The sequence below is a fragment of the Saccharopolyspora karakumensis genome, assembly GCF_004349225.1.
Classification (GTDB): domain Bacteria; phylum Actinomycetota; class Actinomycetes; order Mycobacteriales; family Pseudonocardiaceae; genus Saccharopolyspora; species Saccharopolyspora endophytica.
In genome coordinates, this window is sequence record NZ_SMLA01000001.1 from 74,904 (window position 1) to 101,591 (window position 26,688).

Annotated in this window: 28 protein-coding genes; 6 read left to right on the forward strand and 22 right to left on the reverse strand. The window is 68.2% G+C overall.

Annotated features, from left to right (window positions below; all coding sequences use genetic code 11):
- Positions 1–17 precede the first annotated feature (17 nt).
- Positions 18–1,745, reverse strand: coding sequence for a sodium:solute symporter family protein (locus E1202_RS00370; RefSeq protein ID WP_132680249.1), 1,728 nt, complete (start codon positions 1,743–1,745; stop codon positions 18–20).
- A 253-nt stretch (positions 1,746–1,998) separates the two neighbouring features.
- On the opposite strand from E1202_RS00370, the gene E1202_RS00375 reads away from it, so the two are divergent.
- Positions 1,999–2,193 carry a hypothetical protein gene (locus tag E1202_RS00375; RefSeq protein WP_132680250.1) on the forward strand — a complete coding sequence of 65 codons (195 nt, stop codon included), beginning with the start codon at positions 1,999–2,001 and terminating at the stop codon, positions 2,191–2,193.
- A gap of 357 nt (positions 2,194–2,550) precedes the next feature.
- Here the strand turns inward: E1202_RS00375 and nucS are convergent, their stop codons facing one another.
- The gene (nucS, locus tag E1202_RS00380) at positions 2,551–3,210 is read right to left on the reverse strand and encodes an endonuclease NucS (RefSeq protein WP_132680251.1); all 660 of its coding nucleotides are present in this window, start codon (positions 3,208–3,210) and stop codon (positions 2,551–2,553) included.
- A 120-nt stretch (positions 3,211–3,330) separates the two neighbouring features.
- Here nucS and E1202_RS00385 point away from each other — a divergent pair, with 120 nt between their 5' ends.
- Complete coding sequence (locus E1202_RS00385; RefSeq protein WP_132680252.1) at positions 3,331–4,731, forward strand: amino acid permease; 1,401 nt, start codon at positions 3,331–3,333, stop codon at positions 4,729–4,731.
- Between the two features lie 108 nt (positions 4,732–4,839).
- Complete coding sequence (locus tag E1202_RS00390; RefSeq protein ID WP_132680253.1) at positions 4,840–5,376, forward strand: NUDIX domain-containing protein; 537 nt, start codon at positions 4,840–4,842, stop codon at positions 5,374–5,376.
- 1 nt (position 5,377) lies between these two features.
- Here the strand turns inward: E1202_RS00390 and E1202_RS00395 are convergent, their stop codons facing one another.
- Complete coding sequence (locus E1202_RS00395; protein ID WP_132680254.1) at positions 5,378–5,701, reverse strand: putative quinol monooxygenase; 324 nt, start codon at positions 5,699–5,701, stop codon at positions 5,378–5,380.
- 154 nt (positions 5,702–5,855) lie between these two features.
- A complete protein-coding gene (gene murA / locus E1202_RS00400) occupies positions 5,856–7,112 on the reverse strand; it encodes a UDP-N-acetylglucosamine 1-carboxyvinyltransferase (RefSeq protein ID WP_132680255.1) in 1,257 nt (418 codons plus the stop codon).
- A 189-nt stretch (positions 7,113–7,301) separates the two neighbouring features.
- Between murA and E1202_RS00405 the strand changes: the two genes are divergently transcribed.
- Entirely contained in the window at positions 7,302–7,874 is a 573-nt protein-coding gene (locus tag E1202_RS00405; RefSeq protein ID WP_132680256.1) for a cob(I)yrinic acid a,c-diamide adenosyltransferase, read from the forward strand.
- Here the strand turns inward: E1202_RS00405 and E1202_RS00410 are convergent.
- The 14 genes from E1202_RS00410 to E1202_RS00475 form a co-directional block, all read right to left on the reverse strand.
- Positions 7,871–8,341, reverse strand: a complete 471-nt coding sequence (locus tag E1202_RS00410) for a GNAT family N-acetyltransferase (RefSeq protein ID WP_132680257.1) — start codon at positions 8,339–8,341, stop codon at positions 7,871–7,873. The genes E1202_RS00405 and E1202_RS00410 overlap by 4 nt on opposite strands.
- A 29-nt stretch (positions 8,342–8,370) precedes the next feature.
- Positions 8,371–8,841 (reverse strand): GNAT family N-acetyltransferase, encoded by a 471-nt coding sequence (locus tag E1202_RS00415; RefSeq protein WP_235877480.1) that lies wholly within the window; start codon positions 8,839–8,841, stop codon positions 8,371–8,373.
- A 172-nt stretch (positions 8,842–9,013) separates the two neighbouring features.
- On the reverse strand, positions 9,014–9,448 hold the full coding sequence (locus E1202_RS00420) for a DUF2550 domain-containing protein (RefSeq protein ID WP_132672355.1): 435 nt from the start codon (positions 9,446–9,448) through the stop codon (positions 9,014–9,016).
- A 10-nt stretch (positions 9,449–9,458) separates the two neighbouring features.
- Entirely contained in the window at positions 9,459–9,824 is a 366-nt protein-coding gene (locus E1202_RS00425) for a F0F1 ATP synthase subunit epsilon (RefSeq protein ID WP_132672356.1), read from the reverse strand.
- Positions 9,825–9,995: 171 nt separating this feature from the next.
- Positions 9,996–11,426, reverse strand: coding sequence for a F0F1 ATP synthase subunit beta (gene atpD, locus E1202_RS00430; protein WP_132672357.1), 1,431 nt, complete (start codon positions 11,424–11,426; stop codon positions 9,996–9,998).
- Position 11,427: 1 nt separating this feature from the next.
- A complete protein-coding gene (locus tag E1202_RS00435; RefSeq protein ID WP_132680259.1) occupies positions 11,428–12,348 on the reverse strand; it encodes a F0F1 ATP synthase subunit gamma in 921 nt (306 codons plus the stop codon).
- A gap of 11 nt (positions 12,349–12,359) precedes the next feature.
- The gene (gene atpA, locus E1202_RS00440) at positions 12,360–14,003 is read right to left on the reverse strand and encodes a F0F1 ATP synthase subunit alpha (protein WP_132680260.1); all 1,644 of its coding nucleotides are present in this window, start codon (positions 14,001–14,003) and stop codon (positions 12,360–12,362) included.
- Between the two features lie 93 nt (positions 14,004–14,096).
- Positions 14,097–14,927, reverse strand: coding sequence for a F0F1 ATP synthase subunit delta (locus E1202_RS00445; protein WP_132680261.1), 831 nt, complete (start codon positions 14,925–14,927; stop codon positions 14,097–14,099).
- A gap of 22 nt (positions 14,928–14,949) precedes the next feature.
- A complete protein-coding gene (locus E1202_RS00450) occupies positions 14,950–15,507 on the reverse strand; it encodes a F0F1 ATP synthase subunit B (RefSeq protein WP_132672502.1) in 558 nt (185 codons plus the stop codon).
- A 35-nt stretch (positions 15,508–15,542) separates the two neighbouring features.
- Positions 15,543–15,800: an ATP synthase subunit c family protein gene (locus E1202_RS00455; protein WP_029534827.1), complete on the reverse strand. Its 258-nt coding sequence runs from the start codon at positions 15,798–15,800 to the stop codon at positions 15,543–15,545.
- A gap of 105 nt (positions 15,801–15,905) precedes the next feature.
- On the reverse strand, positions 15,906–16,685 hold the full coding sequence (atpB, locus tag E1202_RS00460) for a F0F1 ATP synthase subunit A (protein ID WP_132680262.1): 780 nt from the start codon (positions 16,683–16,685) through the stop codon (positions 15,906–15,908).
- 274 nt (positions 16,686–16,959) lie between these two features.
- Positions 16,960–17,424 (reverse strand): hypothetical protein, encoded by a 465-nt coding sequence (locus tag E1202_RS00465; RefSeq protein ID WP_132680263.1) that lies wholly within the window; start codon positions 17,422–17,424, stop codon positions 16,960–16,962.
- Positions 17,424–18,590, reverse strand: a complete 1,167-nt coding sequence (locus E1202_RS00470; protein ID WP_132680264.1) for a glycosyltransferase family 4 protein — start codon at positions 18,588–18,590, stop codon at positions 17,424–17,426. The genes E1202_RS00465 and E1202_RS00470 overlap by 1 nt, the downstream gene beginning before the upstream one ends.
- Before the next feature lie 219 nt (positions 18,591–18,809).
- Positions 18,810–19,460, reverse strand: coding sequence for an L-threonylcarbamoyladenylate synthase (locus E1202_RS00475; RefSeq protein WP_132680265.1), 651 nt, complete (start codon positions 19,458–19,460; stop codon positions 18,810–18,812).
- A gap of 198 nt (positions 19,461–19,658) precedes the next feature.
- On the opposite strand from E1202_RS00475, the gene E1202_RS31665 reads away from it, so the two are divergent.
- Positions 19,659–21,161 (forward strand): alpha/beta fold hydrolase, encoded by a 1,503-nt coding sequence (locus tag E1202_RS31665; protein WP_132680266.1) that lies wholly within the window; start codon positions 19,659–19,661, stop codon positions 21,159–21,161.
- A 100-nt stretch (positions 21,162–21,261) separates the two neighbouring features.
- On the opposite strand, the gene prmC is transcribed toward E1202_RS31665, so the two are convergent.
- The 3 genes from prmC to rpmE form a co-directional block, all read right to left on the reverse strand.
- Positions 21,262–22,134: a peptide chain release factor N(5)-glutamine methyltransferase gene (gene prmC / locus E1202_RS00485; RefSeq protein WP_132680267.1), complete on the reverse strand. Its 873-nt coding sequence runs from the start codon at positions 22,132–22,134 to the stop codon at positions 21,262–21,264.
- A 10-nt stretch (positions 22,135–22,144) separates the two neighbouring features.
- Positions 22,145–23,212 carry a peptide chain release factor 1 gene (gene prfA / locus E1202_RS00490; RefSeq protein ID WP_132680268.1) on the reverse strand — a complete coding sequence of 356 codons (1,068 nt, stop codon included), beginning with the start codon at positions 23,210–23,212 and terminating at the stop codon, positions 22,145–22,147.
- Positions 23,213–23,332: 120 nt separating this feature from the next.
- A complete protein-coding gene (gene rpmE, locus E1202_RS00495; RefSeq protein WP_093413636.1) occupies positions 23,333–23,545 on the reverse strand; it encodes a 50S ribosomal protein L31 in 213 nt (70 codons plus the stop codon).
- A gap of 289 nt (positions 23,546–23,834) precedes the next feature.
- On the opposite strand from rpmE, the gene E1202_RS00500 reads away from it, so the two are divergent.
- The gene (locus E1202_RS00500; RefSeq protein WP_235877482.1) at positions 23,835–24,200 is read left to right on the forward strand and encodes a hypothetical protein; all 366 of its coding nucleotides are present in this window, start codon (positions 23,835–23,837) and stop codon (positions 24,198–24,200) included.
- Positions 24,201–24,392: 192 nt separating this feature from the next.
- Here the strand turns inward: E1202_RS00500 and rho are convergent, their stop codons facing one another.
- The gene (gene rho / locus E1202_RS00505) at positions 24,393–26,276 is read right to left on the reverse strand and encodes a transcription termination factor Rho (RefSeq protein WP_132680270.1); all 1,884 of its coding nucleotides are present in this window, start codon (positions 26,274–26,276) and stop codon (positions 24,393–24,395) included.
- Positions 26,277–26,688 lie beyond the last annotated feature (412 nt).

Consider the following 26,688-nt stretch of genomic DNA (forward strand, 5'->3'; position numbering starts at 1 on the left):
TTCCTCCCAGTCCTGGCTCAGCCGAAGATGATGTTGAGGGCGATGATCAGGATCAGCGCGATACCGGCCAGCAGGCCCGGACGCCGGTACCAGCCGGCGTCCTCACCGGTGGTGGACGCCTTCAGGTCCTCCTTCGGCGTCAGGCCCCAGACCAGACCGACCAGCTGCTCATCGGTCTTGGGCTTGGTGGCCAGCGAGACGACGACGCTGACGACCACGTCGACGACGAACGCAACACCGGCACCGACGAAGCTCGCGCCCTGACCAGGCAGGTCCAGCACCCCGGTCTCGGACAGAGCGTAGACCGTGATGGCCGAGGCCGTGCCCAGCACCAGACCGGACCAGCCGGCGTGCGCGGTCATCCGCTTCCAGAACATGCCCAGGATGAACGTCGCGAACAGCGGTGCGTTGAAGAACGAGAACAGCTGCTGGAGGTAGTCCATCAGGTTCTCGTAACCGGAGGCGATGAACGCCGTGCCCACGGCCGCGAGGGTGGCGCCGACGGTGACCCAGCGGCCCATCTGCAGGTAGTAGTTGTCCGGCTTGTCCTTGACGACGTACGCCTGCCAGATGTCGTAGGTGAACACCGTGTTGAACGACGACAGGTTGGCGGCCATACCGGCCATGAAGGACGCGAGCAGACCAGCCAGCGCGATGCCGAGGATGCCGTTGGGCAGCAGGTCTCGCATCATCAGCAGGATCGCGTCGTTGTAGTCGTACGGACCCGTCTCGGTGAGCTTGTAGTTGGTCATCTCCGGGATGATCACCGCGGCGATCATGCCGGGGATGATCACGATGAACGGGATGAACATCTTCGGGAAGGCACCGATGATCGGCGTCCGCTGCGCGGCCGACATCGACTTGGACGCCATCGCGCGCTGGACCTCGACGAAGTTGGTGGTCCAGTAACCGAAGGACAGCACGAAGCCGAGGCCGAAGACCATGCCGATGACGCTGAGGATGGGGTTGCTGAAGCCGGTCAGCTCAGCGCCCGGCCAGGCGGTCAGCTGCTCGGCGCCGCCCTTGCTCGCGGTGACCTTGTCGACCAGGCCCTGCACACCGCCGACCTTGACCAGACCGACGATGGTCAGCGGCAGGAGTGCCGCGACGATCACGAAGAACTGCAGCACCTCGTTGTAGATGGCGGCGGACAGGCCGCCCAGCGCGGTGTAGGAGAGCACGATCAGCGCGGCGACGAGCACCGAGACCCACAGCGGCCAGCCCAGCAGCGCGTTGACGATGCTGGCCAGCAGGTACAGGTTCACACCGGCGATGAGCACCTGGGCGAGGGCGAAGGAGATGCCGTTGACCAGGTGCGCGGCCTTGCCGAATCGGCGGAGCATGAATTCGGGAACGCTTCGGACCTTGGAGCCGTAGTAGAACGGCATCATGACCACGCCGAGGAACAGCATGGCCGGGACCGCACCGATCCAGAAGTAGTGCATCGTCGGCATGCCGTATTCGGCACCGTTGGCCGACATCCCGATGATTTCGATCGCGCCGAGGTTCGCCGAGATGAACGCCAGACCCGTCACCCATGCGGGCAGAGCGCGCCCGGAGAGGAAGAAGTCCAGACTGGTTGAAACGGCCCGCCTCGCCAGCCAGCCGATCCCCAGTACGAACGCGAAATACAGCCCCAACAACGCGTAGTCGACGCCGTTCGCGTCGAGTAGCTGACCTTGGGCTAGCAGCACTGCCGCCCCACCTCCCACAGACCCAACAAAGTCAAACGAGAACCACCACATTCGCGATAGCGGTCGGACAGTACCGCACAGATGAGGCGGCAGCCGTAAGCCGATATCAATTCGTTGGAGAAGACACTAAATCGATCACGGAACTTGCGCCGACTGGCGCCACGCAGGGGACTTTCCGGTCGTACGCGTGCGCACCCCGTGATCGAGCGGGTCCAAGCGAGTGATATACGCGTTTTCCCGCCTATTTCGACGCACCGTGACGGTATGGTCACACAATGCATTCACGACGCTGCGGGGAGGAACCGTGAACGCCCGGATCGACCTGGCGATCAGCGCCGGACTCGCGGAAGACCCGATCGCCGAATCCCGCCCCGACGTCGACGCGGCGTCAGCGGACCGCCGACCCGAAGGACTGCTCCACCAGCTGGCAGCGATGCTCGCGCCGCTGTCCACTCCCCGCCTGCAGCCCTGCGACTGCAACGGTCACGCACACCGCTGACCCATCGCGCGCGAGCAGGGGAACCTTTCTGCCACTCCCGCAGCCGAAAGCGCCCCGCCACCGGACGCGGAACTCACCGCCGACAGTTCGCGATGGGGGGAATGGCAATGATGGGAACATTCCTGCCATCGCCCGACCCCGATCCCATTCCGATCAAGATCGACGGATTGGTCGGCGCCAGCCGGTGATGCTCCGAATGGGTCACGCAATGCCGAACATTCTTCGGCCATCACTCGCGGTTCACGAGCAGCCGGATTCATCCACTGCGGATTCAGCGGTCCGCAAGCGTGAAGACGGGCAACACCGCACGCGGGCCCTCGGAGCCGGGGAACCTTCCTGCCACCCCGGCGACCTGCCTCAGAACAGGCGGTACTCGTCGGGCTCGATGCCGCGCAGCTTGTCGTAGTCCAGGACCACGCAGCGGATCCCCCGGTCCTCGGCCAGCGTCCGCGCCTGCGGCTTGATCTGCTGGGCCGCGAACACGCCCGTGACCGGGGCGAGCAGCGGATCGCGGTTGAGCAGCTCCAGGTAGCGGGTCAGCTGCTCAACGCCATCGATCTCACCGCGACGCTTGATCTCGACCGCGACGCTCTTCCCGCCGTCGTCCCGGCACATCAGGTCAACCGGCCCGATCGCCGTCGGGAACTCGCGGCGAACCAGCGACCAGCCCTCGCCCAGAGTCGTCACGTGCTCAGCGAGCAACTCCTGCAGGTGCGCCTCGACGCCGTCCTTGACCAACCCGGGCTCGACACCCAGCTCGTGCTTGGAGTCGTGCAGCACCTCGTCGACCGTGATCACCAGCTTCTCGCCGGCCTTGTTCTGCACCGTCCACACGTCGGGGTCCTCGATGAGCCAGCACGGCGGGCTCATCCAGTTCAACGGCTTGTACGCGCGGTCGTCGGAGTGCACCGACACCGAACCGTCGGCCTTCACCAGCAGCAGTCGCTGCGCCATAGGCAGGTGCGCGGTGAGACGACCGACGTAGTCCACCTGGCAGCGGGCAATCACAAGTCGCACCCGGCACAGAGTACGGGCGTGGCCATCGATGTCGAGCACCCCCACGGGTGATCAACGACCCGCGCCCGGTCAGGACCCGCGCCACACCCCTTCCCACCACCGGAGTTACCGTTACCGCTCGTGTCTTTCGCCCGCAGCCTGCTCCGCGTCAAACCCGCCGAACGACTCACCACCGAGGGCTCGCACAGCGAGCTGAACCGCACCCTGGGCCTGGTGCAGCTGGTGGCCCTGTCCGTAGGCGCGACGCTGGGAACCGGCATCTTCGTGGTCCTCGCCGAGGCCGCGCCGGCCGCCGGTCCGGCTGTCGTGGTCTCGTTCGTGCTGGCAGGGCTGGCCGCGCTGTGCTCGGCGCTGTCCTACGCCGAACTGGCGGGCAGCGTCCCCGTGTCCGGATCCGCCTACTCCTACACCTACGCGACCCTCGGCGAGATCATCGCCTGGATCTGCGGCTGGTGCCTGCTGCTGGAGTACGGGGTGTCGGTCGCCGCCGTCGCGGTCGGCTGGGGCGGCTACCTCAACGAGTTCCTGCAGGGCACCATCGGCGTGACCATCCCCGAGGCACTCGCCGCACCGCCGGGTGAGGGCGGCGTCGTCAACGTGCCCGCGGCCGTCGTCGTGCTGCTGGCCACCGGCGTGCTGCTGCTGGGCGTGCGCGAGAGCGCGTGGGCCACGACCGTCACCACGGTGCTCAAGATCGCCGTGCTCGTGTTCTTCGTGGCGGTGGCCTTCACCGCGTTCGACTCCGGGAACCTGACCCCCTTCGCCCCCGCCGGGATCGCCGGCATCTCCGTCGGCGCCTCCGCGGTGTTTTTCTCCTTCATCGGCTTCGACGCCGCCTCCACCGCAGGTGAGGAAGCGCGCAACCCCAAGCGCGACCTGCCGAGGGCCATCATCCTGTCGCTGATCATCGTCACCGCGATCTACGTGCTGGTGGCCTTCGCCGCCGTCGCAGCGGTCGGAGCCGGGGCGCTGGGTGAATCCGACGCATCGCTGGCCACCGCGCTGCGCACCGTCACCGGCCAGGGCTGGCCCGCGGTCGTGCTCGCGCTGGGAGCGGTCATCGCCATCGCCTCGGTCGTGCTCACCGTGCTCTACGGGCAGACCCGGATCCTGGTGGCCATGTCGCGCGACGGTCTCGTCCCGCGGATGCTCTCGCGGGTCAACCGCCGCTCGGTTCCGGCCCGCAACACCGCGCTGGTGGGAATCCTCGTGGCACTGCTGGCGGCCGTCGTACCGCTCAACCAGCTCGCCGAAGCCACCAGCATCGGCACCCTGGTCGCGTTCGGCCTGGTCAACATCGGCGTCGTGGTGCTGCGGCGAACCCGCCCCGAACTCCCGCGCAGCTTCCGCACCCCGCTGATGCCGTTCGTCCCGCTGCTCGGCCTCGCGCTGTGCGCTTACCTGATCACCGGCCTGGACGCGGTCACCTGGCTGACCTTCGCAATTTGGACGGCCATCGGGCTCATCGTGTACTTCGGCTACGGCCGCCGGAAGTCGCAGCTCAACCGCGCGGCGGAGTAGGGGAACCTTTCACCCACCGAAGCCCTCACCAGGCGCTGCGCAGGGATGGCGTGGCAGGAAGGTTCCCATGCCCACACTCCCGCGCCCGAGGGCGGCAGGATGGAGCGCATGGAGCAGACCAGCAGCCGCGAGGTGTACGCGAATCCGTGGATGGCGGTGCGCGAGGACGGGGTCCGGCGCAACGACGGAACCGCCGGGATCTACGGGGTCATCGACAAACCGAACTACGCCCTGGTCATCCCCCTCGACGGTGATCGGCTGCACCTCGTCGAGCAGTTCCGCTACCCGCTGGGCATGCGCCGCTGGGAGTTCCCGCAGGGCACCGCACCCGACCGGGCGGATGTCGAGGCCGGTGAGCTCGCGGCCCGCGAGCTGCGCGAGGAGACAGGCCTGCGCGCGGCGAACATGCTGGACCTGGGGCTGCTCGACGTCGCGCCCGGCATGTCCAGCCAGCGCGGCCGGGTGTTCCTCGCGACCGGGCTCACCGAAGGCGCGCACGAACGCGAGCACGAGGAGCAGGACATGCGCACCGCGTGGTTCAGCCGAACCGAGTTCGAGAAGATGATCGCCGCCGGCGAGGTCACCGACGCCCAGTCCATCGCCGCCTACGCCCTGCTCCTGCTGCGCGAACGCCGCGGCGGCTGACTCACAGGCCGACGCCGCCGAGCGCGTTCAGGTCGATCTGCTCCGGCGGTTCGGCGAGCATGCCCAGCACGTCGTTGAGGTCGATGTCGGGTCGCGTGGCCACGGTGGTGGCCAGCGCCGCGTCCGCGCTGGCGAAATCCGTCCACGCCTCGACGACGCGCACCGTGTCGGGAGCTTCCACGTCACGGCTGACCAGGTAGAGCTGGCAACCCAGCGATCCGCGCAAGCCCTCGGCCACCTGCATCATGATCGTGGCGAGTTCGTCGCCCCGACCGGGTTTCGCGGTGAAGGTCATGATGCGGCCGACCCGCGTGGTGGTGCTCATCGGTTCCCTTTCCGGATTCTCACCTGGTCCGCGGAGGACTCTAGCCACCCGGACCGGTACCGATGATCATGATCGCCGACACTCCTGGGGCCTGCGAACACCTGTGGCCGATGCCCCCGGACGAAGCGGGAGAACCGGCCACAGCTGACGAAGGTCAGTCCGCGACGCGCTCGATGTCGGCGCCCAGCCCGCGGAGGTTCTCCACGAAGTTCGGGTATCCGCGGTCGATGTGGAAGACGTCCCACACCTCGGTGTCGCCGTCCGCGCACAACCCCGCCAGCACCAGGCCCACGCCGGCGCGGATGTCGGTCGCCCACACCGGCGCGCTGGACAACCGCTCCATGCCGCGCACCACCGCGTGATGGCCGTCGGTGCGCGCGTCCGCGCCCATCCGCACCAGTTCCTCGATGAACCGGAACCGCGACTCGAACAGGTTCTCGGTGATCATCGAGGTGCCGTCGGCGACGGCCGACAAGGCCAGCGCCATCGGCTGGAGGTCCGTCGGGAAGCCCGGGAAGGGCAAGGTCACGTAGTCGACGGCCTTCGGGCGCTCCGGCATGACCACCCGGAAGCTCTCCTCACCGGTGGTCACCTCCGCGCCCGCGCTGCGCAGCTTCTCCAGCATCAGGTTGGTGTGCTGCGGGTCGACCCCGTTGACCGTGATGTCGCCACGAGTGGCGGCGGCGGCGAACGCCCAGGTCGCGCCGACGATCCGGTCGCCGATCACGCGGTGCTCCACCGCTTTCAGCGAGGTGACGCCGTGCACGGTCAAGGTGGAGGTGCCCGCGCCCTCGATCTTGGCGCCCATCTGCTGGAGCATCACGCAGAGGTCGACGATCTCCGGTTCGCGCGCGGCGTTGTCGATGACCGTGGTTCCCTCGGCCAGCACCGCGGCCATCAGGATGTTCTCGGTGGCCCCCACGCTCGGGAAGTCCAGCCAGATCTGCGCGCCCTGCAGGTTCTCGGCCTCGGCGACCACCGCGCCGTGCTCGATGTGGCTGGTCGCGCCCAGCTTGCGCAGCCCGTTCTGGTGCATGTCCAGCGGGCGGGAACCGATCGCGTCACCACCGGGAAGGGTCACCACCGCACGGCGGCAGCGCGCCACCAGCGGACCCAGCACGCACACCGAGGCGCGCAGCTTCCCCATCGACGGCGAGATCGCCTCGTGGCTGATCGAGGAGGGCGTGGTGATGCGCGCCGTGCCGCCGTCGATCGTCACCTCGCAGCCCAGGCTGCGCAGCACGTCGGCCATCAGCGGAACGTCCAAGATCTCGGGACAGTTCACGATCGTCGTCGTGCCTTCGGCAAGCAGCGCAGCGGCCATCAGCTTGAGGACGCTGTTCTTCGCCCCCACCACATCCACCGCGCCGACGAGGCGCGCTCCGCCGCGTACCCGGAAGTGCTCACTCACGAGCATCGAGGTTACGGCCCCCGCTCATCGCGCATCGGGGCGGGTCACGAGCTCGTGAGGGAACCTTCCTCCCACCGGGTGGCCGTGGGGGAAGCCTTCCTGTCACCTGCGGTGCCGCGGCGGTGCATGTGGTGCGAGGGAACCTTCCTGCCAACTTCCACCGACGGCGCGCACGCCTAGGCTGTGGGCATGGCAGTCCACCTGACGAAGATCTACACGCGGGCCGGGGACGCGGGCACCACGCGGTTGTCGGACAACTCGAAGGTTCACAAGACCGATCCGCGCCTGGTCGCCTACGCCGACGTGGACGAGACGAACTCCGTGCTGGGCGTGGCGCTGGCCACCTCTGAACTCGACGACGACGTCGTGACCGTGCTGCGCGCCGTGCAGAACGATCTGTTCGACGTCGGCGCCGACCTGTCCACACCCGTCGTGGAGAACCCCGAGTACCCGCCGCTGCGGGTCACCCAGGCCTACGTCGACCGGCTCGAAGGATGGTGCGACGACTTCAACGCCCGGCTGAGCAAGCTCAACTCGTTCATCCTGCCCGGCGGCACTCCGGGTGCCGCGCTGCTGCACCAGGCCCGCTGCGTGGCCCGCCGCGCCGAGCGCTCCGCTTGGGCGCTGCAGGACGCCGACCCCGAGCGCACGTCCGCATTGCCCGCCAAGTACCTCAACCGGCTCTCAGACCTGCTGTTCATCCTGGCCAGGGTCGCCAACCCGGACGGAGACGTGCTGTGGAAGCCGGGCGGGAACGCCTAGAGCTCCTTGCCGTAGCAGCGGCTGTCCGGGTCGCACCGGTAAACACCGAAGTTCTCGATCGGTTCGTACCCGCATGAGAGGTAGAGCCCGATGGCTTCGGGCTGCTTGGTGCCGGTCTCCAGCACCAACCGCTTGCAGCCGGCCAGCGCGGCGGTGGACTCCAGCTCGGCGAGCATCCGCCGGGACCATCCAATGCCGCGCTGAGCGGGCACGACGTACATGCGCTTGAGCTCCGCGTCGCCGTCCCGGAAACCCTCTTCACCGGTGTCGTGCGCCCGCCACCCACCGGAAGCCACCGCCTCGTCGCCCAGGTAACCCAGCAGGAACAGGCCTCGGGGCCGGGAGAACTCCGCCGGGTCGACCGGCGTCACGTCCTCCTCCCCGTAGCGCTCGACGTACTCCTGCTGCACGGCCTCGATGAGCCGCTGGGAATCGGGGTGGGCGTAGCCGACGGTCACGATGCGCACGTCCGCAGCGTAAACGGCTGCGGCCCTGGTCATCGAAGGATTTTCTCGAACCAGTGCGTGGCGTAGGGGTTGTCGTTGTAGGCGGGGATCTCGACGTAGCCGGCCTTGGCGTACAGGGCCCGGGCCTCGCCCAGCTCGGCCGCGGTGTCCAGCCGCACCCGCGCGCACCCCATGCGGCGCGCGTGGTCTTCCAAGCCGGTCAGCAATGCGCGACCGGCTCCCGTGCCGCGCAACGCGGGCGAGATCCACATCCGCTTGATCTCAGCGGTGCCGTCGGGCCCCGTCCGCAGCCCACCGCACCCCATCGCCTCACCAGCGAACCGCACGAGCAGGAACACGCCCTTCGGCGGCGTGAAATCGTCCTCAGCAGGCGGCACGCCCCTACCCGAATCGAATCCGTCCGGAAAACGCTCCGCCAGTTCAGCGACGTACTGAGCCAACGCAGACTGGGCGTCAGGGCTGGTGAAGGGTTCCGGCCCGATCGTGAGCTCCTCGGTCACGAGGACCAGTCTCGGCAACCCGAGCCCTCCGAAGCCACTCGGGTCGGCGTGAGCGTGGGAACCTTCCTGCCACCACGTGCGCTGGGAGTGACCGGAAGGTTCCCACGCTCCGCCCCCAGGGCACGAAAAAGCGGGGCCCGTGGTCGGACCCCGCTGTTGTTCGTCGGGCGTTCTACGACGCCCACGGCACCGAATGTCCCGGTGGTGCCGATTCGAGCCAGGACAGGAAGCCGGTCAGCGCGTCGCTGTTCATCGCCAGCTCCAGGTCCGGGCCGGTGAGGTCCAGGACCGTGGAGCCGCTCGGCATCGCGTACGCCTCCGCGACCGAGGGTTCACGTCGCTGGGCGATGTCCACGGTTCGCCGGTTGATCACCCAGTTCGGGCCGGAGCGAAGGCTCAGGATGCGGTACCAGGCGAATTCCTCGCCACGGTAGTGCGCCACACCCAGCTGCCAGCCGCGTCCTTTGCCATCGGTGGCGCGCAACGCCACGTCGATGCCTCCGACCCGCAGTTCGCGCACTCGTCGCCAGGCCAGCAGCCCCACCGCAAGAGCGGCGAGCAGCAGCAGCGCGAACGCTACGACGAGCAACACGACCGGCGAACCCATGCTGGCCCGATCAGTCCGTGTGGCCCGCTGCTCGCAATCGGGCTGTCGCCTGCGTTCTGGCCAGCTCGTCGTCGCTCTTGACGTCCTTGCGAGCCTGCGCCACGTCGATCTCCTGCGCCAGCTCCGCGGACTCCGCGAGCACGCTCACGCCGGCACCGGTCACCGACAGGAAGCCACCGTGGACCGCAGCGGTCACGGTCTCCTTGTCGGTGGTGGTGATGCGCACGACGCCACCCTCGACCAGCTGACCGAGCAGCGGTTCGTGGCCCGGCAGGATGCCGATCTCTCCCTCGGTGGTCTGCGCGACGACCGCGGTCGCCTCCCCGGACCACAGCAGGCGCTCGACGGCGACCAGTTGGACGGACATGTTGGCCACGCGCGTCTCCTTTGTCGGGTGTGTGCCCGCAGTCTAGCCAACGCCACCAGGGCGATCTTGACTGGCCGGGCTGAAAATGCCTAGTGGCAAAGGGGGTCGGGACCCGTCGGGCCCCGACCCCGCTCGCCGGTTTTCACCACGCCCCGCCAGGCTTGCAAGCGGGGTGGCAGATCACTGCTCGGTGAGCTTCTTGTACGCCTGCTCGAGGTCGTCGAGACCACCGATGGACAGGAACGCCTGCTCCGGGTAGTGGTCGAAGTCGCCCTTGCACAGCTTGTCGAAGGCCTCGATGGTCTCCTTCACCGAGACGAAGGAGCCCTCCTGGCCGGTGAACTGCTTCGCGACGAAGAAGTTCTGCGACAGGTAGCGCTGGATGCGACGCGCCCGCTGCACCGTCACCTTGTCCTCTTCGGACAGCTCGTCCATACCGAGGATGGCGATGATGTCCTGCAGCTCCTTGTACTTCTGCAGGATCCGCTTGACCTCCTGGGCCACGCGGTAGTGCTCCTCACCCACGACCGACGGGTCGAGAATGGTGGAGCTGGAGGTCAGCGGGTCGACCGCCGGGTAGATGCCCATCTGGGAGATCGGACGGGAAAGCTCCGTCGTCGCGTCCAGGTGGGCGAAGGTCGTCGCCGGGGCCGGGTCGGTGTAGTCGTCCGCAGGCACGTAGATCGCCTGCATCGAGGTGATCGAACGACCACGCGTGGAGGTGATGCGCTCCTGCAGCTCACCCATCTCGTCGGCCAGCGTCGGCTGGTAACCCACGGCCGAAGGCATGCGGCCCAGCAGGGTCGACACCTCCTGGCCGGCCTGGGTGAACCGGAAGATGTTGTCGATGAACAGCAGCACGTCCTGGTTCTGGACGTCGCGGAAGTACTCCGCCATCGTCAGAGCGGACAGCGCCACGCGCATACGGGTGCCCGGCGGCTCGTCCATCTGACCGAACACCAGCGCGGTGTCGGCCAGAACGCCGGACTCGTCCATCTCCACCCAGAGGTCGTTGCCCTCACGGGTGCGCTCGCCGACACCGGCGAACACGGAGGTACCACCGAAGTTCTTGGCGACTCGGCGGATCATCTCCTGGATCAGAACGGTCTTGCCGACGCCGGCACCACCGAACAGACCGATCTTGCCACCCTGCACGTACGGGGTGAGCAGGTCGATCACCTTGATGCCGGTCTCCAGCACCTCGGTCTTGCCCTCGAGCTGGTCGAAGGCCGGGGCCTTGCGGTGGATCTCCCAGCGCTCGGCGTCCGAGCCGTAGCCCGGCTCGTCCAGGCAGTGGCCCAGCGCGTTCCACACGTGGCCCTTGACCTTGTCGCCGACCGGGACGGAGATCGCCGAGCCGCTGTCCACGACGTTCACGCCGCGGACGAGGCCCTGGGTGGGCTGCATGGAGACCGTGCGCACGACGCTGTCACCCAGGTGCTGGGCGACCTCGAGCGTCAGCGTCTTGGCCATGCTCTCGGCCGTGATCTCGGCGGTCAGAGCGTTGTTCAGGTCCGGCACCTGGTCACGCGGGAACTCGACGTCCACGACCGGGCCGAGCACCCGGACGACGCGGCCCGTGCCAGTGCTGGTGGCAGTAGCAGCAGTCATGTCACTCACTTCCTGCGGACGAGAGCGCCTCGACACCGCCGACGATCTCGCTGATTTCCTGGGTGATCTGGGCCTGGCGGGCCTGGTTGGCCTCGCGGCTGAGGTTGCGGATCAACTCGTCCGCATTGTCCGTCGCCGACTTCATGGCCGTCCGGCGAGCCGCGTGCTCCGACGCCGCCGAGTCCAGCAGACCCGCGAACAGGCGGGTCTTGATGTACTTGGGCAGCAGGGCGGAGAACAGAGTCTCGGCGTCCGGCTCGAACTCGTAGACGGGCTTGAGCTTGCGCTCGTCGGTGTACTCGACCTCCAGCGGAGCGATCCGCCGGACCGTCGGCTTCTGGGTGAGCATCGACACGAAGTCGGTGCTGACCAGGTGGAGCTCGTCCACACCCAGCTTACCGTCCGGACCACCGTCGTCGAGGTAGTCGTCGGCACCCGCCAGGAACGCCTTGACCAGGGTCTCGCCGACCTCGGAGGCGTCGGCGTAGTCGGGCCGGTCGCTGAACCCGGACCAGCTCGCCTCGATCTCGCGCTGCCGGAACCGGTAGTACGACTCGCCCTTGCGGCCGATGACGTAGAGCACCGGCTGCTTGCCCTGCTCGCGGAGCAGCGACTGCAGCTCCTCGGCGGCCTTGATGACGTTGGCGTTGTACCCGCCGCAGAAACCCCGGTCACTGGTCACGACCAGCACACCGGCCCGCTTGGGGTTGGTGCGCTCGGTCAGCAGAGGGTGGTCCAACGTGCTCACGTCAGCCAGCGCGGACAGGACGTTGGTGATCTCGTCGGCGTACGGCCGCGAGGCCTCGACCCTGGCCTGCGCCTTGGTGATGCGCGAGGTAGCGATCAGCTCCTGCGCCTTGGTGATCTTCCGGGTCGATTTCACCGACCGGATGCGATCCCGGAGTTCCCGAAGGTTGGCCATGGCTTAGCTGGTCACTCCTTCGGAGCGGGCTTGGCGACCTTCACGGTCTCCTGCCCGACCTCGTCGGCGGCCAGAGCCTCGGCGTCCGGGCCGCTCGGCGCGGCGGAACCGGCCGAACCGGTGAAGCTCTTCTTGAACTCCTCGATCGCGTCCACGATGACCTTCTCGCCGTCGGCCGACAGCTTGCCGGTCTCGACGATGTCCTTGAGCGTGGTCTCGTGCGAGCGGCGCATGTGAGCGAGGAACTCGCTCTCGAAGCGGCGCACGTCGGCGATCGCCACCGAGTCGAGGTGACCCTTGGTGGAGATGTAGAGCGACACGACCTCTTCCTCGACCGGAAGCGGCTCGCCCTGACCCTGCTTGAGGATCTCCATCAGGCGGGCACCGCGGTCCAGCTGGGCCTTGGAAGCGGCGTCCAGGTCGGAGGCGAAGGCCGAGAAGGCCTCCAGCTCGCGGTACTGGGCCAGGTCCAGACGCAGCGAACCGGTGACGCTCTTCATCGCCTTGATCTGCGCGGAACCACCGACACGGGACACCGAGATGCCGACGTCGATGGCCGGGCGCTGACCGGCGTTGAACATGTCCGACTGCAGGAAGCACTGACCGTCGGTGATCGAGATGACGTTGGTCGGAATGTAGGCCGACACGTCGTTGGCCTTGGTCTCGATGATCGGCAGACCCGTCATCGAGCCGGCGCCCAGCTCGTCCGACAGCTTCGCGCAGCGCTCCAGCAGACGCGAGTGCAGGTAGAAGACGTCACCCGGGTAGGCCTCGCGGCCCGGCGGACGACGCAGCAGCAGCGAGAGCGCGCGGTAGGCCTCGGCCTGCTTGGTGAGGTCGTCGAAGATGATCAGGACGTGCTTGCCCTGGTACATCCAGTGCTGGCCGATGGCCGAACCGGTGTAGGGGGCCAGCCACTTCAGACCCGGGGAGTCGGAGGCCGGGGCCGCGACGATGGTCGTGTAGTCCATCGCGCCGGCGTCCTCGAGGGACCGCTTCACACCGGCGATCGTGGAGCCCTTCTGGCCGATCGCGACGTAGATGCAGCGGACCTGCTTGGTCGGGTCGCCCGACTCCCAGTTCTGCTTCTGGTTGATGATCGTGTCGACCGCGACCGTGGTCTTGCCGGTCTTGCGGTCACCGATGATCAGCTGACGCTGTCCGCGGCCGACCGGGGTCATCGAGTCGATGGCCTTGATGCCGGTCTGCATCGGCTCGCCGACGCCCTGGCGCTGCACGACCGTGGCGGCCTGCAGTTCCAGCGGGCGCTGCTCCTCGGCGACGATCTCGCCGAGTCCGTCGATGGGCTCACCCAGCGGGTTCACCACGCGACCGAGGAAGTTGTCGCCGACGGGGGTCGACAGGACCTTGCCGGTCCGCTTGACCTCCTGGCCTTCCTCGATCTTCTCGGACTCACCCAGGATGACCGCGCCGATCTCCTGAGCCTCAAGGTTCATCGCGACACCGTAGATGCCGCCGGGGAACTCCAGCAGTTCCTCGGTCATCACCGAAGGCAGGCCCTCGACATGGGCGATGCCGTCACCGGTATCGGTGACGACCCCGACCTCCTCGCGGCTGACCTCCGGGGAGTAGCTGGAGACGTAATTCTCGATCGCACTGCGGATCTCGTCCGACGAGATCGTCAGCTCCGCCATGTCTCGTTCCTGCCCTCGGTTAGTTCTTGGAAGGGAGTTGGTGTTGCGCACCGCGCGCCCGGCTCGGTTTCAAGCCGGGGCGCGGTGTCGGCATCAGTCGGCCAGGTCGCGCCGCAGCGTCTGCAGGCGTCCCGTCACGCTGCCGTCGATGACCTCGTCACCGACCTTGATCAGCAGCCCGCCCTCGACACCGGGATCGATCTCCAGGTGCAGAGCGATGGGACGGGCGTAGATCCGCTGCAGGGTGCGCGACAACCGGTCCTGCTGTTCCGCACTGAGCGGGAACGCGGAACGGATGTGCGCCACCGAGCGTTCCCGGCGCTTCGCCGACAGCTCGGCCAGCTCTTCCAGCCCCTCGCTGACCCGCCGGCCACGCGGCCGGGCCACGAGCTGCCGGACCAGTTCGAGGGTCACCGGTTCGACCTTGCCCTCGATGAGCCGATCCAGCACGGCGGTCTTGCTGGCCGGGTCCCCGGAGGGATCGGACAGCAAGCGCTCCAGGTCCACTTCGGAGCCGATGATGCGGCCCAGCCGGAACAGCTCGTCCTCGACCGCGTCGAGGCGACCTGCCCGCTCGGCCTGCACCAGCAGCGCGGTGCGGGCGAGCTGCTCGAGCCCGCCGACCAGATCGCTCGGGCTGGACCAGCGTGCGCGGACGGCTTCGACGATCACCGGCAGCGCCCGGGCGCCGACCTTGGACTCCAGCAACCCGCGGGCCAGGTTCTCCCTGGACTGCGCGTCGGTGGAGGCGTCGGCGAGCGCCCGCCGGAGCGTGGACTCGCGGCCCAGCAGAGCGGCCACGCCGAACAGCTCGTCGGCGAGCCCGGTGATCTCCGCAGCCTGAGCCCCGTCAGTGGCCTGCAGCAACTGCAGCTGACTCGCTGCCATTGCCTCACGGCTCGCGGCGTTCACGAGGGTGCTCAACTCTCAGCGCCTTTCACTAGGTTCAGGGCTTGGCCGACTCGGCCGGGGCCGAGGTCGCGTCCAGCTCGTCGAGGAACCGGTCAACGGTGCCGCGACGACGCGCCTCGTCCTCCAGGGACTCGCCGACCACCCGGCTGGCCAGGTCGACCGCCTGACGTCCCAGGTCGGAACGCAGTTCGGCGACGATCTGAGCCCGCTGGTGCGCCAGCTGGGACTGACCCTGGCTGACGATGCGGTCCGACTCGGTCTGAGCCTGAGTCCGCATCTCCTCCAGGATCTGCTGTCCCTCGGCACGGGCGTCGTCGCGAATGCGTGCGGCCTCGGCGCGAGCTTCGGCCAGCTGCGACTTGTACTGCTCCAGGGTCCGCTGTGCCTCGGCCTGCGCGGCCTCGGCCTTCGCGATCCCGCCCTCGATCCGCTCGCTGCGCTCCGCGTAGATCTTCTCGAAGCGCGGGACCGCGAACTTCCAGAGCACGAACAGCAGCAGCCCGAACGCGACGAGACCGACCACGATCTCCGCGGGCTCCGGGACGATCGGGTTGTGCTCGCCTTCAGCGGCGAGCAGCATCTGGGTCTTCACCACAACGTCTCCCAACGCGTTGAGCCGTCAGATGATCAGGCAGCCGACGCGATGAAGTAGACGACCAGACCGATCAGCGCCAGCACCTCGACCAGAACGAAGGAGATCCAGGCGATGCCCTGCAGCTGGCCCTGGGCCTCCGGCTGGCGGGCGGTGCCGTTGATGACGGCGGCCCAGATCAGACCAACGCCGATGCCCGGGCCGACGGCGCCGAGGCCGTAGCCGATCGCGGCGAGACCGGGGTTGATGCTGCCCGCAGCCTCAGCGGCCTGCGCGAGAACGATGTTGCTCACTTTCACTACCTTTCACTCGGTCCGCTTTATCTGGGCGGATCGACAGGTCCTTTTTCGGATCGGAAAGTCTTTGTCGTCGCCCGGTTTTTTATTTGTGTCAGGCCCTCAGTGGCCTTCGGCCAGCGCTGCGCCGATGAAGTTGGCGGCCAGCAGGGCGAAGATGTAGGCCTGAAGCACCTGAATCAGGGCTTCGACAAAGGTCAGGGCGATAGCGAAGGCGAATGCCACCACGGAGATGGGCTTGAACGCCACGCTCGCCTCGAGGAGCAGGTACTCACCGCCGAGCGTGAACACCAGCAGGATGAGGTGGCCGGCGAACATCGCGGCGAACACTCGGACCGCCAGAGCGGCCGGCTGCGCGACGAACTTCTGCAGGAACTCGATCGGCGCCAGCAGGAGGTAGATCGGCTTCGGGACCCCGGGCGGGAACATGATGTGCTTGAAGTAGCCCAGGAAGCCGTGCCGGGCGAAGCCCACCCCGTGGAACACCACGTAGACCACGGCGGCCAGCGCGATCGGGAAACCGATCTTGGACATCGTGGGGAACTGGATCAGCGGGATGATGCCGAAGAGGTTGTTCACCAGTACGAACGTGAACAGCGCGAAGATCAGCGGCACGAAAGGACGGAAGTCCTTGGCGCCGATCTGCTCCCGGGCGATCTTGTTCCGGCTGAACTCGTAGGCGAACTCGGCCACGAACTGACCCTTGCCCGGAACCAGCTTCAGGTTTCGGGTGGCGATCAGGAAGTAGGCGCCCACGATGATCGCCGAAGCCACGACGAGAACCATCGGCTTGGTGACTCCGCCGGCGATCGGCGGGAGGAAAAAGCTATCGGCGCCCGGCGGCTGGAATGTTCCGCCTTCGGCCAGCATCAGCGCGCCCAACTGGGCTCCTTCCGGTTCTCCCGGCCGAACTTCACTCTTCCGGGGGAATCGTCACGTTTTGCACTTAACGTACCTGATACGCGATCCGGCACGCGGAGGGGCCCTCCCCACCTAGTGGTGTCTGAAGGCCGACCTTCTGGTGCCCTTCAACCCGCTGTGCAGGGAAGGCTTTCGGTCGAGACCTTACCAGCGGGTAAGTAGCCTACCGACATGCTGGTCGACTACTCCTGCGATTGCACCCGTCCGCAGGTTCGGATTGCGCCGTGAGAACGGTTCAGTTGCTCGGAATGATGGTGGGGATCCTGGTGCGTTTGAAGGCCACCACTTCAGCCCCCGCCCACACCATGACCGTGGCCAGCATCGTGAAAGCCAGCGCCTCCCGGTGAATGACGTCGATGCCTCCCAGCAACGTCATCACCACCAACAGCACCAACATCTTGCCGACATAACCACCGAGTGCGATGACCATCACAAATTGCGGGTTCATCCCTCCGGAGAACCGCATCAGCCAGATGGTCAGCAGCGAGGACCCGAAGGCCACGACGCCACCGATGAGCGCTCCCACCAACCCGGGAACCCCGACCAGGACCGTCGCCACGATCGCCCCGAGGACCACAGTGGCCACACCCGGCCACACGGCGGTGCGCAGCATCGCCGTGGCCAACCTGCGCACGACCTCGGCGTGCGGGTTCTCCGGCTCGGCCTGCTCGCCGGTGGCGGGCTCGGACGCTTCGCTCATCAGGACTCTCGATCGGCTCGGGTTCGCATGCGCGGAATCAACGAGATGATAGCGGCCAGCAGCACCGTCAGTGCCACGACCCAGCCGACCACCCACGTGTTGAACAGCGTCAACGACACCGCGCCGAAGGCGATCACCCCCGCCCACAGGTACATCAGCAGCACCGCGCGGCGCTGCGAGTGCCCGATCTCCAGCAACCGGTGGTGCAGGTGCATCTTGTCGGCGTGGAACGGGCTCTTGCCGGCCTTCGTCCGCCGCACCACCGCCATGATCAGGTCCAGCAGCGGGACGAACAGCACCGCCGCGACCACCAGCAGCGGCGAGAGCAGCGCGATCGTGTCGCCCGGCCCGGACCCGGTGTAGATGATCCGGCCCGAGGCCGAGGTGCTCGCCGTCGCCAGCATCAGGCCGATCAGCATCGACCCGGAATCGCCCATGAAGATCTTCGCGGGCTGGAAGTTGTGCGGCAGGAAGCCCAGGCAGGCGCCGGCGATGGCGGCCGCGATCAGCGCGGGCGGGTAGGCGTTGACGTCGCCGTTCTGCCGGTCCAGCACGCTCAGGCAGAACACGAACGTCGCGGCCGCGGAGATCAACCCGATGCCCGAGGCCAGCCCGTCCAGACCGTCGACGAAGTTCATCGCGTTGATCATGGCCACGACCAGCAGCACCGTCAGCAGCTGACCCTGGTTGCTGCCCAGCACCAGCAACTGCCCGACGTGCCCGTCCGTGCCGCCCCACGGCACCCAGAACACGAACCACTGCACACCGGAGAGCACCAGGATCCCGGCCGCGGTGACCTGCCCGGCCAGCTTCGTCAGCGAATCCAGCTCGAACCGGTCGTCGAGCGCGCCCACCAGCACGATCAGCCCGCCGGCGATGAGCACCGCCAGCGAATCCTTGGAGTAGGCGAAGCCGCGCGACAGCGCCGGCAGGTTCGCGGCCAGGAACGTCGCGGCCAGCACACCGCCGTACATCGCCACGCCGCCCATCCGCGGCATCGGCTTGACGTGCACGTCGCGGACCCGCGGGTAGGCGACCGCGCCCACCCGGATGGCCAGCAACCGGACCAGGCCGGTCAGCAGGAACGTGGTGACCGCCGCCGTGAGCATGACCAGCAGGTACTCACGAGCGGGCAGTCCGACCGGGGCGAAGGGTGCGTAGTCCATACCGGTGGCTCACCCGCGCAGAGGCGCGAAGTCGAAGTCCAGCCCCCAGGACGGAGTAATCAAACCCGGCGCTCCTCATCGCTTGAGAATCGCGGACCCGGCGGGCGGCGTCGCCGCGGCGCACCGCGCCCGAGCGGCGAGACCGCCGCCCGCCCCGGCAGGGACGACTGGTCCGCGTTGTTTCCGCTGTAACGCTATCGATCCCGGTGCCGGGACCTCTCACCGGTCCGCTTCGATCTCCACACCGAGCACGTCGGACAACTCCGCCCTGCTCACAGCGCCGTCGCGCAGCACCCGAGGAGTCCCCTGGGTGAGATCGACGATGGTCGAGGCCACCGCCTCCCCCGAAGGACCGCCGTCGAGGTACACCTGCACGCGGTCGCCCAGCTGCGCCTCGGCTTCCTCGGCGTTGGTGGCGGGCGGCTGACCAGTGTGGTTGGCGCTGGAGACGGCCATCGGGCCGACCTCGCGCAGCAGGTCCAGCGCGACCGGGTGCAGCGGCATCCGCAGGTTCACGGTGCCCCGGGTCTCGCCCAGGTTCCAGTTCAGTGACGGTGCCTGCGGCAGCACCAGGGACAGCCCACCCGGCCAGAACGCCTCGATGAGCGCGCGGGCCTGCTCCGGAACCGACATCACCAGCCCATCCACAGTGGACCAGGACCCCACGAGGACCGGAACGGGCATGTCCGGGCCCCGCCCCTTCGCCGCCAGGAGCGAACGCACGGCCTCGGCGTCGAAGGCGTCGGCGCCGATGCCGTAGACGGTGTCGGTCGGCAGCACGACGAGCCCGCCGGCGCGGACCGCGTTCGCCGCGGCGGCCAATCCCGCCGTGCGCTTGTCCGGACTGCTGCAGTCAAAAACGGTGCTCACTCCTCGCATCCTGGCACGCCACGCCGAGACCCCTTCAGGTGGTGCAGCAGATCACCATCTAGGAGCATCCTGGCGAGTAACACCGGGGCATCGGCCCGAGATCCATTCGGGTGTGGCCGTGGACACGAAACGAGCCCGACCTCCCACGCGTCTGCCGGACACGGGCACCGACGAAGCACGGAAATGAGGAGAACACTGATGACCGCCCCACCCCAGGGTGTCGAGGTCGACCAGATCGAATTCCCGGCCGGCAAGGTCCGCTACTACAAGGCGGGAACCGAGGGACCACCGATCGTCCTGCTGCACGGCGGCGGACCCGACAACGCCCTGCTGAGCTGGCGGAACACCATCGGCGTTCTGGCCGCCGACCACCGCGTCTACGCCCCCGACCTGCCCGGCCAGGGCGGCAGCACCGAGTGGCGCGGACGAGGCAACCAGCGCACCTTCGAGGAGGTCCTGCGCTGGCTGCTCGACGCCTGGCGGATCCCGCAGGCCACCCTGGTCGGCCTGTCGATGGGCGGCAGCATCGCGACCGGTTTCACGCTGCGGCACCCCCAGCGGGTGCGCGCGCTCGCCCTGGTCGACAGCACCGGGATGCAGCAGCGCATGCCGCACCACCTGGCCACCTACCTGCTGATGCGCACCGGGTTCAGCGGCCGGATGGCCGCCACGCTGCTGCGCAGCAACCGCTCCCTGGCGCGCTTCGCGTTGAACAAGGTGTTCTTCGCCGACGCCTCCTCGGTGCGGGACCTGGAGTCCATCGTCGACGAGGTCAGCGCCGAAGCCGCCGTCCGCCGCTCGGTCTTCGCCGACTGGCACGCCGACGCGATCAACCGCCGCTCGATGACCATCAACCACCTCCCCCAGCTCAACCGGATCACCTGCCCGGTCACGGTGATCCACGGGGAGGAGGACGCCCTGGTCCCGGTCGCCTCCGCCCAGGAAGTGGCGGGCGCCATCCCGGGCGCGCAGCTGCGGGTCATGCCGCAGGCGGGCCACTGGCCCAACCGCGAACGCCCCACCGAGTTCAACGCGCTGCTCCGCGAGTTCGTCAACGCCGTCAACACCCAGGCGATCGTCCCGCAGAAGGGAACCAGCGACCCGGCGCAGCGCGATGAGAGCGCGGAGGCCCCGACGCACCGGCTGAAGGTCCCCAAGCCTGGCGAGTCCGCGGATTCCCCCGGCACCGAGGATTCCCCCGCCGCGAAGGACGAGAGCGTCGACTCCCCGACCAAGCTGCTGAAGGTCGGAGCGGTCAGCGCCGCCCCGGAACCCGACGAGTCCACCGAGGACACCGCCGGAACGGCCGAGTCCGCGGACTCGGAGAAAACCGAGTCAGCGGAGGCGAAGCCGGCCGAGGAGACCAAGTCGGCGGAGCCAGAACCGGCCGAGAAGACCGAATCGGCGGAGGGCGAATCGGCGGCGGAGAAGACCGACGACGCCGACTCCGCGGAGAAGAAGCCTGCCGACGACAGCGTCGAGACCACCGGCGCTGAGGCTGACGCTGAGAAGAAGGCCACCACCGACGCACCGACGCGCTTCCTGAAGGTCGGCTCGGAACCGGCGACCCCGGCCGCGGACGAAGAGCCGGAAACCGAAACCGACGAGTCCACCGAGAAGTCCTCGGACACCACCACCGAGGACGACGAGAAGCCGAAGAAGGACGATTCCCAGGACTCCGGCGACAAGCCGACGACCTGAGCAAGGGAACCTTCCGCTCACCACAGGCCCCTGTCCGTCACCGGGAATCCGTTCCCGACGGGCAGGAGCCCTTCTCATCGCGAGGAAGGGAACCTTCCTGTCACTCCGGGTGGGTGCGGCGGGCGGTGGCGAACCGGGGGCGGCCGGCGAGGTCCGGGTGTTCCTGGACCTCGGTCAGGACCCTGCGGGCGCGCAGCAGCGCGGGCACCGAGCCGCCGTGGGTGTCGTCGTGCTCGATCGCCACACCGCCGCCCGGTTTGAGCAGCCGGGCCGCGCAGGCCACCACGTGGCGGACGACGTCGAGTCCGTCCCGGCCGCCGAAGACGGCCTCGTGCGGGTCGTGGTTGCGGACCTCCGGCGGGACCGGGGTTCCGTCCGGGACGTACGGCGGGTTGCAGACGACCAGGTCGACCAGGCCCTCCAACTCCATGAACAACATGGGGTCGGTGACATCGCCGGAGTAGAGGCCGATCGGGGTGTCCCCCGCCTCCGACCGCAGACCCGCGTTGCGGCGGGCCCACGACAGGGCAGACGGGTCCTTCTCGACCGCGTGCACGCAGGCGTCCGGGCGGGCGTGCGCGAACGCGAGGGCGAGCGCTCCCGAACCCGAGCACAGGTCGACGATCGTGGGCCGCTCGACGCCGTCCACGACACGAACGCCCCACTCGACCAGCAGCTCGGTCTCCGGGCGGGGCACGAACACGCCGGGCCCGACCTCCAGATCCACGCCGCCCAAGTGGGCGCGGCCGGTCAGGTGCTGCAGCGGGACGCGCGCGGCGCGCTGGCCCACCAGCTCCTGCAGGGCCTCCACGACCGGTGGGTCGACGAGCGGAACCATCATGAGCTTCGTGCGCTCGACGCCGAGCAGATGCGCGGCGAGCAGCTCGGCGTCGGCGCGCGGACTACCCACGCCCGCCGCCGCAAGAGTGCGCTCGGCCTCCAGGATTGCCAAGCGCAGTGGCTGTCGGGTCACGTCGGTCAGCTTAGAGCGCAAGGCGCTCGTTGCGATCGGCAGCGAGCAGCGCGTCGAGCACCGCGTCCAGGTCGCCGTCGAGAACGTGGTCGAGGTTGTAGGCCTTGTAGTTGACCCGGTGGTCCGAAATCCGGTTCTCCGGGAAGTTGTAGGTGCGGATGCGCTCCGAGCGGTCCACCGTGCGGACCTGGCTGCGACGGGTCTCCGACGCCTCGCGCTCCGCCTCCTCCTCGGCCGCCGCCTGCAGCCGGGCCTTGAGCACCTGGATGGCGCGCAGCTTGTTCTGCAGCTGCGACTTCTCGTTCTGGCAGGACACCACGATGCCCGTCGGCAGGTGGGTGATGCGCACCGCCGAGTCCGTGGTGTTCACGCTCTGCCCACCCGGCCCGGAGGACCGGTACACGTCGATGCGCAGGTCCTTCTCGTCGACCTCGACCTCGACCTCTTCAGGTTCGGGGTAAACCAGGACACCGGCCGCGGAGGTGTGCACGCGGCCCTGGGACTCGGTGACCGGCACGCGCTGCACGCGGTGCACGCCACCTTCGAACTTCATCTTCGACCACACGCCGTCGGGGCTGTTGTCGCCGGCCTTGGCCTTGAGCGCGACAGTGGCGTCCTTGTAGCCGCCGAGATCGGATTCGGTGGCGTCGAGGACCTCGGCGCGCCAGCCGCGGCGCTCGGCGAAGCGCAGGTACATGCGCAGCAGGTCACCGGCGAACAGCGCGGACTCCTCGCCGCCCTCACCGGACTTGACCTCCAGCACCACGTCGGAGCCGTCGTGCGGGTCGCGCGGCAGCAGCAGCTCGGTGAGCTTGTCCTCCAGCTCGGGGACGCGCTCGGCGAGCCGCTCGGCCTCCTCGGCGAATCCCTCGTCCTCGGTGGCGAGCTCCTGCGCGGTCTCCAGATCGGAGCGGATCTCGTCCAGCTCGCGCGAGGTGCGCACGATGGGGGTCAGCTCGGCGTAGCGGCGGCCGAGCTTGCGGGCGTTCGCCTGGTCGACGTGCACGCTCGGGTCGGCCAGCCGCTTCTCCAGATCGTCGTACTCGGCCAGCAAACCTTCGAGCTTCGATGTCTCCACGGGGCGACCCTTTTCCTGACGGCTTGAAGTGGGACGAAGCCGTCCCGGTCGAGACGGCCCTCACGCAAAGACGGCGCCCGCCCTCACGCGTGATGCGGAGAGCGGGCGCCGTCGGCGCAGCTACTTCTTGCGCTTGCCGTAACGGGCCTCGAAGCGGGCCACGCGGCCACCGGTGTCCAGGATCTTCTGCTTGCCCGTGTAGAACGGGTGGCAGTTCGAGCAGACCTCAACGGTGATCTGACCGCTCTTGCGGGTGCTGTGGGTGGTGAAGCTGTTGCCACAACCGCAGTTGACCTGCGTCACCACGTACTCGGGGTGAATGCCACTCTTCAACGGCTTTTCCTCTCAACTTGGCCGCCGGGTCCACGCGCCCATCGCAGCGTGGTGAACCGGGACCGGAACCAGCCTTCAATTGTGCCAGACCACGGCACGCGACCTGCAACGCAGGTGTTCGGAGGAGTATTCCCGGAGCCGTTCGTCGCACCGGTGCGACCGCCCGGCGCAGCAGAGCAACCGCCCGCCGAGACCCCGCGCACCCGAGATGCACAACCCCGTGAACACCGTTCATCATTTGCGGGTGTTGTTCTGCGCTGTGCTGGGGAAACTCACGATCCGGTCGTGGGTGTCCCTTCCTCTGCTCTTCTTGGGCAGCGCCACCGGCGTCGCCGCGCTGATCGACCTGCTGGCCTTGCAGCGCGAGCCGACCCTGCAGAGCGAGCTGTCGCTGTCGGCACCGCTGCTGTTCGGCTTCGCCGCCGGGCTGGCGCTGTTCAGCGCCGACCAGGTGCAGTGGCGCTTCCGCTGGCAGCGGCTGAGCCTGCGCATCGCCTACCCCCTGGCGATGGTCGCGTGCGCGATCGCCCTGGACGCCCTCACGCTGCCGATCGGCGCCGCCTTGATCATCGGTCCGATCGCAGCGGTCCTCCTCGCGATGATGCTGATGCGCAACGCCGATGCGCGCGACGAGGCCGACTACCTCACCTCGTGAGCGCCTCGCGCACCGGCGAGCAAGGGAACCTTTCTGTCACCGTCCCGCTGAGCCGAACCCGCACAAGGGAACCTTCCTGCCACCGCTCCACTGAGCAGACCTGCGCAAGGGAACCTTCCTGTCACTTCCCACGCACAAAAAAGCAGGGCCCGCACCACTCGGGTGCTGGCCCTGCTTTCCGGGTGGGGACGATCAGTCGTCGTCCTTGCCCGGGGTGGTCTTGGCGACCTGCATCAGGAACTCGATGTTGGTGCGCGACTTGCGCAGCCGGTCCTGCAGGAGTTCCAGAGCCTGCTGCGCGTCGAGGGCGGAGAGCACCCGGCGCAGCTTGTGCGTGACGGCCAGCTCGTCCGAGGACAGCAGGATCTCGTCCTTGCGGGTGCTGGAGGAGTCCACGTCGACCGCCGGGAACAGCCGCTTGTCGGAGAGCTTGCGGTCCAGCTTGAGCTCCGCGTTACCGGTGCCCTTGAACTCCTCGAAGATGACCGTGTCCATGGTCGAACCGGTCTCCACCAGCGCCGTGGCGAAGATGGTCAGCGAGCCGCCGTTCTCGATGTTTCGAGCCGCGCCCAGGAACCGCTTCGGCGGGTACAGGGCGGTGGAGTCGACACCTCCGGACAGGATTCGCCCGGACGCCGGGGCCGCCAGGTTGTAGGCGCGGCCCAGACGGGTGATCGAGTCCAGCAGCACGACGACGTCGTGGCCCATCTCCACCAGGCGCTTGGCGCGCTCGATGGACAGCTCGGCGACCGTGGTGTGGTCCGACGGCGGGCGGTCGAAGGTGGAGGCGATGACCTCACCCTTGACCGAGCGCTGCATGTCGGTGACCTCTTCCGGACGCTCGTCCGCCAGGACGACCATCAGGTGGCACTCGGGGTTGTTCGTGGTGATCGCGTTGGCGATCGCCTGCAGCACCATCGTCTTACCGGCCTTGGGCGGCGAGACGATCAGCGCGCGCTGTCCCTTGCCGACGGGCATGACCAGGTCGATGATCCGGCCGGTCAGGTTCTGGGGCTCGGTCTCCAGGCGCAGCCGCTCGTTCGGGTACAGCGGCGTCAGCTTGTGGAACTCGGAGCGGCTCTTGGCCGCGTCCGGCTCCAGGCCGTTGATGGAGTCCACCCGCACCAGCGGGTTGAACTTCTGCCGCTGCTGCTCGCCCTCGCGAGGCTGCTTGATGACGCCCTTGATCGCGTCGCCGCGGCGCAGGCCGTACTTGCGCACCAGCGACAGCGAGACGTAGACGTCGTTCGGGCCGGCCAGGTAGCCGGAGGTGCGCACGAAGGCGTAGTTCTCCAGCACGTCGAGGATGCCGGCGACGGGCAGCAGGACGTCGTCCTCGCGGACCTCCGGCTCACCGCCTTCGCCGCGACCGCGGTTGCGGCGGCGGTCGCGGAAGCGACGGCCACCTCGGCCCCGGCGAGCGCCCTCGTCGTCATCGTCCTGCCGGTTGTCCCGGTCCTGGCGGTCCTGACGGTTGCCGTCCCGGTCCTGCCGGTCCTGGCGGTTGTTGTCCCGGTCCTGCCGGTTGTTCTCGGACTTGCGCTCGGCGTTGCCGCCGCCGCGCTGGTCGTCGGCACCGCCCGACTCGGTGCCCGCGTTGTTGCGCCCGTTGGAACGGCGACGGCGGTTGTTGCCGCGACGATTGTCGTCGTCACCGCCGCTGTCGCCGGACTGCCGCCGGGTGCGGGTGCGCGTGGGGGCGGAGCCGTTGTTGTTCGGCTCGGCCGCGGTGTCGCGCGAGGCGTTGTCACCCTCGTTGCTGGTGCTGTCGAGGGTCGGCTGACTTCCCTTGGCAGGGGATTCTTCGCTGCGCACCTGCGCCTTCTTCGCGGTCGAGCGGGTTCGCGGCGCAGTGCTGCCGCCGCCCTGCTTCTCCTTGATGGCGGCGATCAGGTCGCCCTTGCGGAGGCCCCCGGTCTCGATCCCCAGTTCCCCCGCGAGTTGGCGCAGCTCGGCAAGAACCATGCCGGAGAGTCCGCCGCGTCGCCGCGGAGTGCCGTTGGCCTCGGCGTCCTGCTGGCCAGCAGATGAGGTGCCGTTGGCGGCCTCGCTGCTCAACAGTTCGGTGTTGCTCACGAATGTCCTTCCTGACCGGACCGCGCCTCCTACGCGACCCAGCGGATTGCCCGCCCGCTCGTTTGAGTGCGGACGGCCGGTATGTGCTACCAGCCCTTTCGCCGGTCGGATTCGCCCCTCGGACGCAGCATTACCGACTTCGACGTTGGCTCGGGGAACCAGCAGCACCGGGCAGTGGGAGGCACCCGGCTCGCGTGGTCCATGTGCGACGCATCCACTCCGATCCACACGTGCCGATGCACGTCCTGCCGCCTCATTCCAGGAATCCCCGACTCTCGGATTGCCCCGGTGGTGGACCGGGAAACTTCAGGACCCGGGTCGGCGTCATGGTCGCCTTGGGAGGCCACACCGTGGAACTTAAGGCCCCCACCCCGACATCGGCAACGGATTGGCGCCGATGATCCCGAAGCGA

What these genes read in the sequence shown, in the direction of transcription:
- E1202_RS31665 (WP_132680266.1), top strand. Translation starts at nt 19,659, where the DNA reads ATGACCGCCCCACCCCAGGGTGTCGAGGTCGACCAGATCGAATTCCCG.
- E1202_RS00420 (WP_132672355.1), bottom strand. Translation starts at nt 9,448, where the DNA reads ATGGGTTCGCCGGTCGTGTTGCTCGTCGTAGCGTTCGCGCTGCTGCTG.
- E1202_RS00470 (WP_132680264.1), bottom strand. Translation starts at nt 18,590, where the DNA reads ATGGACTACGCACCCTTCGCCCCGGTCGGACTGCCCGCTCGTGAGTAC.
- E1202_RS00390 (WP_132680253.1), top strand. Translation starts at nt 4,840, where the DNA reads ATGGAGCAGACCAGCAGCCGCGAGGTGTACGCGAATCCGTGGATGGCG.
- E1202_RS00465 (WP_132680263.1), bottom strand. Translation starts at nt 17,424, where the DNA reads ATGAGCGAAGCGTCCGAGCCCGCCACCGGCGAGCAGGCCGAGCCGGAG.
- E1202_RS00370 (WP_132680249.1), bottom strand. Translation starts at nt 1,745, where the DNA reads ATGTGGTGGTTCTCGTTTGACTTTGTTGGGTCTGTGGGAGGTGGGGCG.
- E1202_RS00405 (WP_132680256.1), top strand. Translation starts at nt 7,302, where the DNA reads ATGGCAGTCCACCTGACGAAGATCTACACGCGGGCCGGGGACGCGGGC.
- atpA (WP_132680260.1), bottom strand. Translation starts at nt 14,003, where the DNA reads ATGGCGGAGCTGACGATCTCGTCGGACGAGATCCGCAGTGCGATCGAG.
- E1202_RS00435 (WP_132680259.1), bottom strand. Translation starts at nt 12,348, where the DNA reads ATGGCCAACCTTCGGGAACTCCGGGATCGCATCCGGTCGGTGAAATCG.
- atpD (WP_132672357.1), bottom strand. Translation starts at nt 11,426, where the DNA reads ATGACTGCTGCTACTGCCACCAGCACTGGCACGGGCCGCGTCGTCCGG.
- E1202_RS00395 (WP_132680254.1), bottom strand. Translation starts at nt 5,701, where the DNA reads ATGAGCACCACCACGCGGGTCGGCCGCATCATGACCTTCACCGCGAAA.